This window comes from Stenotrophomonas maltophilia group sp. Smal17, assembly GCF_030237045.1.
GTDB classification, from domain to species: Bacteria; Pseudomonadota; Gammaproteobacteria; order Xanthomonadales; family Xanthomonadaceae; genus Stenotrophomonas; species Stenotrophomonas forensis.
Genome location: NZ_JASJSU010000142.1, coordinates 1 through 6,777, shown reverse-complemented (window position 1 = coordinate 6,777; position 6,777 = coordinate 1). Strand labels below are relative to the sequence as shown.

Sequence of the window (6,777 nt, the reverse complement as noted above, 5' to 3'; positions counted from 1 at the left end):
GTCGGGCAGCGTCAACCTGCAGCGCGACCCGCGCAACGGCCGCAATTTCGAGTATGCCGGTGAAGATCCGCTGCTGGCCGGTTCGATGGTCGGTGCGCTGATCCAGGGCGTGCAGAGCCAGCACGTGATCTCCTCGATGAAGCACTTCGCGCTGAACGACATGGAGACCCGCCGCAACTTCCACGACGTGCGCATCGGCGAGCAGGCCATGCACGAGTCGGACCTGCTCGCCTTCGAGATCGCGCTGGAGGCAGGCCGCCCGGGCGTGGCGATGTGTTCGTACAACAAGATCAATGGCACCTACGGCTGCGAGAACGGTTACCTGATGAACCAGGTGCTGAAGCAGGAATGGAAGTTCCCCGGTTTCGTGATGTCCGACTGGGGTGGCGTGCACAGTGGCTCGAAGGCGGCGCTGGCCGGCCTGGACCAGCAGTCGGCCGGTGAAGTGTTCGATGCGGCGGTGTTCTTCGACGAACCGCTGCGCCTGGCCGTGCACGGTGGCGTAGTGCCGCAGGCGCGCCTGAACGACATGGTGGCGCGCATCCTGCGCACGATGTTCCTGCACGGCAACTTCGACAACCCGCCGCAGCACCAGAAGGTGGATGCCGAGGCTGGCTTCGCCGTCGCCCAGCGCACGGTGGAAGAGGGCAGCGTGCTGCTGCGCAACGAGGGCAACCTGCTGCCGCTGGCCGACAGCGTGAAGCGCATCGTGATCATCGGCGGCCATGCCGACAAGGGCGTGATCGGTGGCGGCGGTTCGTCGATGGTGGGCGTGACCGCCAAGGGCACCAATGCGGTGCCGGGCGTGCTGCCGACCACCTGGCCGGGCCCGGTGATCTTCCACCCGTCCTCGCCGCTGGAATCGCTGCGCGCTGCACGTCCGGATGCAACCATCGAGTATGTGGACGGCAGCAATGCCGCCGCTGCAGCCAAGGCTGCCGCGCAGGCCGACGTCGCCATCGTGTTCGCCACCCAGTGGGCGGCAGAATCGGTGGACCTGCCGGACATGCAGCTTCCCGACAACCAGGACGCCCTGATCTCGGCCGTGGCCAAGGCCAACCCGAAGACCGTGCTGGTGCTGGAAACCAACGGCCCGGTGCGCACGCCGTGGCTGGCACAGGTGCCGGCGATGCTGCAGGCCTGGTACCCGGGCATCCGCGGTGGCGAAGGCATCGCCGCGCTGCTGACCGGCCAGGTCAATCCGTCCGGGCGCCTGCCGGTGACCTGGGTGGTGGACGAATCGCAGTTGCCGCGCCCGCATATCGACGGCCTCGGCTTCAAGCCGGCCAAGCCGTTCGGTGATGTGTTCGATTTCGATATCGAAGGCGCCAACGTCGGTTACAAGTGGATGGCGGCCAAGGGCCTGACCCCGACCTTCGCCTTCGGCCACGGCCTGTCCTACACCTCCTTCGCCTATGAAAACCTGAAGGTGAGCGTGGAAGGCTCGCGCCTGGTCGCCAGCGTCGACATCCGCAACACCGGCAAGCGCGCCGGTGCCGACGTCGCCCAGCTGTACCTGAAGCTGCCGGCCGGCAGCACCACGCCGATCCGCCTGATCGGCTATGACAAGGTGAACCTGCAGCCGGGCGAACAGCGCCGCATCCGCATCGAGGCCGAGCCGAAGACGCTGGCCCATTACGATGCACAGGCCCGCCAGTGGAAGATCGATGGCGGCACCTACCAGGTGCAGCTGTCGCGCAACGCCGCCGAGCCGCTGCAGAGCGTGGACGTACAGCTGGTGGAGCAGGTGCTGCGCTGATGCCTGAGGACACGGCCCCGCAACGGGCCGTGTCTGAAAAAGGGGACGGAGGGAATTAAGTCGTTTATGGCAAGAACGACTTGATTCCCTCCGTCCCCTTTTTCATGTGGCGAACCAGTCGCGCAGGAAATCGATCAGCTGGCGGACCTTCGGCGAGGGCTGGGCACTGTGCGGATAGACCGCGTACACGCTCTGCTGTGGAAAACGATGCTGGCGCAGCACCGGGCGCAGCCGGTCCTGGGCCAGGTCGTCCTCGATCAGCCAGTGGGGAAGAACGGTGACCCCGGCACCGGCCACGGCGAAGGTGCGCAGGCTGCTGGCCCCATCCACGCGTACCACTGCATTGGCCGGATTGGTGGCAAACAGCGCATCACTTCCGTCCGGCGCGATCACCGGTACATCGGCCAGCCGTGGGTAGCCCAGGCGCGGCAGCGTGCCGAGCTGCACCGGATCGTCCGCGGCATCAGCGGACGGCAGGCGCGCCAGCAGCGAAGGCGCCGCCACTGCGCAGAGCGGGTGCTGTTCCAGCTCGCTGGCATGCAGGCCAGAGTCGGGCAGGCGGCCAAGGCGGATCGCCAGATCAAAACGCTCCGGAATGAGGTCAGCCGGTGCCGGCGAGGTCGACAGATGCAGTTGCAGGGCCGGGTGGCGCGTGCGGAACGCCTCCAGCGCCGGGATCAGGCGCAGCTGTGCGTACTCCGGTGTAGTGGTCAGGCGCAGTACGCCCTGCAGCTGGTGCTGGTCGCGGCGCGCGGCATCGATCGCTGCTTGCGCGGCATCCAGCGCCTGCACGCAGTGCTGCAGGAACTGCTCGCCGGCCTCGGTCAGGGCCAGGTGACGGGTACTGCGCAGCAGCAGGGTCACACCCAGTTCCTGTTCCAGCCGCTTCAGGTTGAAGCTGACCACCGCGCGGCTCAGGCCGAGGCGGTCGGCTGCCGCGGTCAGGCTGCCGGCCTCGACCACGGCGCGGAAGATATCGAAGCGATCGAGGCTGACCATGGGCATCAATTGTCAAAACAGATTTGACAGTGTTGCAGCTGTCGTCGTGTTTTTCCAACAACGCCTGCCGGGCATGCTGGCCGCTTCCCTGCTGGAGCGCCGTCAATGCCGTCCCCCCGCCTGCGCCATGAGGCGATCTTCCTGCTGGTGTTCGCCCTGGACCTGGTCAACATGTTCATTGCCACGGTGGCCTATCCGGCATTGGCGGCTGAGCTGCATGCCGACGTCGGCACCCTGGCCTGGGTCGGCACCGCCTACATGCTGGGCCTGAGCGTGGTGATCCCGTTGGCGCCGTGGCTGGCCGCACGCTGTGGCGAGCGCCGCCTGCTGCTGGTAGCACTGCTGCTGTTCGCGGCCGCCGCTGCGCTGGCTGGAGCCGCGCCGGGCATCGGTTGGCTGCTGGGGTGGCGCCTGCTGCAGGGCCTGGCCGGTGGCCTGCTGATTCCGGTGGCTCAGGCGGCGGCCTACCGGCAGTGCACGCCTGACCAACGCGGTGCACTGACCCGGCGCATCCTGCTGGTGGCGCTGCTGGTGCCGGCACTGGCGCCAGCGCTGGGCGGGCTGCTGGTGCAATGGCTGTCCTGGCGCGGTGTGCTCTGGGCCAGCCTGCCTCTGGCACTCATGGCGATTGGACTGGTGCTGGCGTGGATGCCCGCCGACGTCCGTCGTACTGTGCCGCGCCTGCAGGCCCATGCGCTTACCACCGCGATGGCGGCGCTGGGCGCGCTGCTGCTGGCGTTGACCTGGCTGGGCGAACCCGGGCATCGTCTTGCCGGCAGCGGCTTGCTGATGGTCGCGGTGGTGCTTGCCGTCGTCCACCTGCGGCACGCACGTCGGCAGCTACAGCCCCTGCTGCGCTGGTCGCTGCTGTCCCATCGCGGCCTGCGCCTGGCGATGCTGGTGTATCTGGCGGTGCCAGGCGTGTTCATCGGCAGTCAGCTGGTCAGCACCCTGCAACTGCACCAGGCCGGTTACAGCGCCGCGCGCATCGGCGCACTGATGCTGCCGTGGGCGCTGGCCTCGGCCATCGCGATTACCGCCAGCAAGCGCCTGCTGGCTCGATTCGGCCCGGCCGCAGTACTGCGTGCCGGCATGTTCCTGCAGGCCAGTGGCCTGCTGGCGATGGCGCTGTCGCCACGGCCGTCGTTTGCGCTGGCCGGGCTGTTGTTCGCGCTGATGGGTGCTGGCGGCAGCCTGTGCAGCAGCACCGCGCAGACGCTGGCCTTCCATGGGGTCGAGGGCGAAGCGCTGGGCGATGCCAGTGCGCTCTGGAACCTCAACCGCCAGCTCAGCTTCTGCCTGGGCACCGCCGCCATCGCGCTGCTGCTGGCACTGGCCATGCAATGGCTGCCGGCCCGCGCCACTGGCGTGGCGCTGGGTCTGGCCGCCGTATTGACCCTGCTGCCGATGCTGCTGTTGCGTTGGCCGAAGCAGCTTCTTCTTCCACACCCTGGGAATTGATGATGGATACCACCGCAGAACATGAAATCCACCACCTGCACGACAAACTGCAGGCCTGGTTCCGTGCCGAGGCCGGCATCGACGCACTGGATGATCTGATGGCGCATTTCTGCGCGGACTTCAGCATGGTCGGTATCGCCGGCCGCCGGCTGGACCGGCATGCCGTGCGGGCATTGTTCGCGGGTGCCCATGGCGCACGGGCAGGGCTGAGGATCTCCATCGAAGCCGTGCAGGCGGTGGAAGTGCCATCACCGCTGGCGGTGCTGCGCTATCGCGAAGGGCATTCGATCGATGGCGGCGCACCCGCATGGCGCGAATCGCTGGCGGTACTGAGGCAGGAGCAGGGGCGCTGGTGCTGGCTGGCGCTGCATGAGGTGGCCGCCTGATCGGTAGTGCCGGCTGCTGGCCGGCAACCACGTACCGGCCCCAGGAGCATGACCTTGCCGGCCAGCGGCCGGCACTACCGGGCGACGGCACATGTGCCATCAGTCCTGCCTGTATCCACCGCAGAATGCAAAGCCTGCCCACACTTCACGGCACATGGCAGGAGTAGGCTTGAGGCTTTCCTGCCGGGAGGGGTCTCCATGCGTGTGCGTGCCGTTGCTGTAGCCATCGCCCTTTGCCTGTCCAGCACCGTGCTGGCTGCCGATACCCCGCCGATGACCCCGGACATCAGCGGCAAACCCTTCGTTGCGCCGGATGTCGGCCGCGACTACGACAAGCGCGTGGTCATGGTGCCGATGCGCGATGGCACCAAGCTGTATACGGTGATCGTGGTGCCCAAGGGTGCCCACAATGCGCCCATCCTGCTGACCCGCACGCCCTACGATGCCGCTGGCCGCGCCAACCGCAGTGATTCGCCGCGCATGCGCGACCTGCTGCCGCAGGGCGACGAGGTGTTCGTCGACGGCGGGTACATCCGCGTCTTCCAGGACATCCGTGGCAAGTACGGCTCGGAAGGCGATTACGTGATGACCCGGCCGCTGCGCGGGCCGTTGAACAACACCAAAGTCGACCATTCCACCGACGCCTGGGACACCATCGACTGGCTGGTGAAGAACGTGCCGGAGAGCAACGGCAAGGTCGGCATGCTCGGCTCGTCGTACGAGGGCTTCACTGTGGTGATGGCGCTGACCGACCCGCACCCGGCGCTGAAGGTGGCCGCGCCGCAGAGCCCGATGGTGGATGGCTGGATGGGCGACGACTGGCTCAACTACGGCGCGTTCCGCCAGGTCAATTTCAACTACTTTGCGATGCAGACCGAGAAGCGCGGCAAGGGCACGCCGCTGCCCAGCCTCGGTTACGACGACTACAGCACTTTCCTGCGCATCGGTTCGGCCGGCGACTACGCACGTTTCACTGGCGTGGACCAGCTGACCTGGTGGAAGAAGCTGGTCGAGCACCCGGCCTATGACGCCTTCTGGCAAGGCCAGGCGCTGGATGCAGTGATGGCCAGGACACCGTTGAAGGTACCCACCATGTGGCTGCAGGGCCTGTGGGACCAGGAAGACATGTGGGGCGCCAACCACGCCTACCAGGCGATGGAAGGGCGCGACAGTGGCAACAACCGCAATTACCTGGTGATGGGCCCGTGGCGGCACAGCCAGGTGAACTACAGCGGCAATGAACTGGGCGCGCTGAAGTTCGATGGCGATACCGCGCTGCAGTTCCGCCGCGATGTGCTCAAGCCGTTCTTCGACCAGTACCTGGTGGACGGTGCACCGAAGGCCGACACGCCGCCGGTGTTGATCTACAACACCGGCGAAAACCACTGGGACCGCCTGAAGGGCTGGCCGCGCAGCTGCGACAAGGGCTGTGCCGCCAGCAGCAAGCCGCTATACCTGCGCGCCGGCGGCAAGCTGGCGTTCCAGGCACCGGCGGCAGGCGAGGGCGGCTTCGAGGAATACGTGTCCGATCCGGCCAAGCCGGTGCCGTTCGTGCCGCGACCGGTGCGCTTCAGCGACCGCGACATGTGGACCACCTGGCTGGTCAAGGACCAGCGCTTCGTCGATGGCCGCCCGGACGTGCTGACCTTCATCACCGAACCGCTGACCGCGCCGCTGCGCATCGGCGGCGCGCCGGTGGTGCATCTGCAGGCATCGACCAGCGGCACCGACAGCGACTGGGTGGTGAAGCTGATCGACGTGTATCCGGACCAGGAAGCGTCGACGCCGGAAATGGGCGGCTATGAGCTGCCGGTATCGCTGGCGATCTTCCGCGGCCGTTACCGTGAGGGCTTCAGCGATCCGAAGCCGCTGGCTGCCAACGAAGTGCTGCCGTACCGTTTCGATCTGCCCAACGCCAACCACACCTTCCAGAAGGGGCACCGGGTGATGGTGCAGGTGCAGTCCAGCCTGTTCCCGCTGTACGACCGCAACCCGCAGACCTACGTGCCGAACATCTACCTGGCCAGGCCGGGCGACTACCAGAAGGCGACGCAGCGGGTCTGGCACAGCGCCGCGCAGGCCAGCTACATCGATCTGCCGGTGTATTGAGGTTGATGAGGTGCGCCGGGCACGCGATGCCCGGCGGCCGCGGTAGTGCCGGCCGCTGGCCCG

General features: G+C 67.2%; 5 protein-coding genes. 4 read left to right on the top strand and 1 reads right to left on the bottom strand.

The window, feature by feature from the left end; genetic code table 11:
• Positions 1–1,759, top strand: a 1,759-nt coding sequence (locus tag QRO93_RS20865; RefSeq protein WP_285304344.1) for a beta-glucosidase, incomplete at its 5' end; no start/stop codon positions are given.
• 102 nt (positions 1,760–1,861) lie between these two features.
• On the opposite strand, the gene QRO93_RS20860 is transcribed toward QRO93_RS20865, so the two are convergent.
• Positions 1,862–2,758, bottom strand: coding sequence for a LysR family transcriptional regulator (locus QRO93_RS20860; protein WP_285304343.1), 897 nt, complete (start codon positions 2,756–2,758; stop codon positions 1,862–1,864).
• Between the two features lie 105 nt (positions 2,759–2,863).
• Here QRO93_RS20860 and QRO93_RS20855 point away from each other — a divergent pair, with 105 nt between their 5' ends.
• The 3 genes from QRO93_RS20855 (at position 2,864) to QRO93_RS20845 (ending at position 6,714) form a co-directional block, all read left to right on the top strand.
• Positions 2,864–4,219, top strand: a complete 1,356-nt coding sequence (locus tag QRO93_RS20855; protein WP_180880918.1) for an MFS transporter — start codon at positions 2,864–2,866, stop codon at positions 4,217–4,219.
• 2 nt (positions 4,220–4,221) lie between these two features.
• Complete coding sequence (locus QRO93_RS20850) at positions 4,222–4,605, top strand: DUF4440 domain-containing protein (RefSeq protein ID WP_180880916.1); 384 nt, start codon at positions 4,222–4,224, stop codon at positions 4,603–4,605.
• Between the two features lie 198 nt (positions 4,606–4,803).
• A complete protein-coding gene (locus QRO93_RS20845; RefSeq protein WP_180880914.1) occupies positions 4,804–6,714 on the top strand; it encodes a CocE/NonD family hydrolase in 1,911 nt (636 codons plus the stop codon).
• Positions 6,715–6,777 lie beyond the last annotated feature (63 nt).